The 1,327-nt window shown below is 62.1% G+C and carries 1 protein-coding gene; it reads right to left on the bottom strand.

The window, feature by feature from the left end; genetic code table 11:
• Positions 1–1,307 (bottom strand): AMP-binding protein (locus D3227_RS40335; RefSeq protein WP_208646633.1); only part of this gene is annotated, 1,307 nt, incomplete at its 3' end.
• Positions 1,308–1,327: the final 20 nt, after the last annotated feature.

Consider the following 1,327-nt stretch of genomic DNA (forward strand, 5'->3'; position numbering starts at 1 on the left):
CCGCCGATATAAAGCTCACCCACCGCCCCGAACGGAACCGGCTGGCCATGAGCGTCCAGCAGATACACCCGCGTGTTCGCGATCGGACGGCCGATCGGGAGGCGGCGGCGGGATGTCGCATCAATCGCGGTGATCTCGCAGACTGTCGCAAAGGTCGTCGTTTCAGTCGGGCCGTAGCAGTGCAATAGATGCTGTGGTCCGTTCTGGCTCAAAACCCGAGCTACTGCTGTCACATCAACCGCATCGCCGCCGACCAATAGCAATCGTAAACTCGCCAGCACCGGGCCTAAATCATCAGCGCTCTGGCTGAACAACCCGGCTGTCAAATGCAGGACCCTAATGCGGTGCTGCTGCACCAGGCTGCGCAGAACCTCTGGCTGCAGCGCATCCGTGTAGGGAATTACAATCAGGCTTGAGCCGTGTAGCAGCGGTGCCCACACTTCCAGTGTACTGATATCAAACGCAGGATTGCCCACCCACGCCACACGATCATTTGAGCCGAACTGCGCATATCCATTGTTGATCACGAGCCGGTTGACAGCCCGGTGAGGCACAACAACTCCCTTGGGAAGGCCGGTCGAGCCGGAGGTGTACATCACGTAAGCGGCGGCCTCGGCGCTCAATACCAGGCCAGGATCTGGACTGGACCCGGTTCCAGTCATCAGCGGCTCAATGGGCAAAACAGGGATTGTGGCCTCAACCAGATCATCACCGCCACTCTCGCTGAGCACTAGGCGTGCTGCACAATCGGCAATCAGCCATTCTTGTCGCGCAGGTGGAAGAGCGCGATCGATCGGGACATAAACTCCGCCCGCCTTCAGGATCGCCAACTGCGCCACCACAAGGGCGACGGAGCGGTCCAGCATTGTCGCAATGCGGTCGCCGGGCTTCACCCCGAGGCCGATCAGATGATGGGCCAGCCGGTTGGCCCGCGCGTTGAGTTCGCCATAGCTCACCCGCTCGTCGTCATGCACCACCGCCACCGCCTCGGGCGTCCGGCGCACCTGTTGTTCGAACAGTTCGTGCAGGCACAGATCCGACGGATACTCCGCTTCCGTCCGGTTCAGCTCCTCCAAAAGGTAGGTCCGCTCCTCGGCCGGCAGGATGTCGAGCTCGCGCACCGGCGTATTCGGAGCTCGCTCCAATGCCTCCGCCAGCTGTTCGAGCGCCCGCTGCATGTAGCCGCACACCCGATCCGCAGAGATTGGCTCCGCCACCTGCGCGGTCAGGCCGAGCGCCTCGCCAAAATCCTCCACCGACAAGGTCAGCGGATAGTTGGTGCGCTCCTCGCCGCCCAGCCATTCCATGCCACACAGACCATCCTCCG

This window comes from Mesorhizobium waimense (assembly GCF_003601975.1).
Lineage (GTDB): Bacteria > Pseudomonadota > Alphaproteobacteria > Rhizobiales > Rhizobiaceae > Mesorhizobium > Mesorhizobium waimense.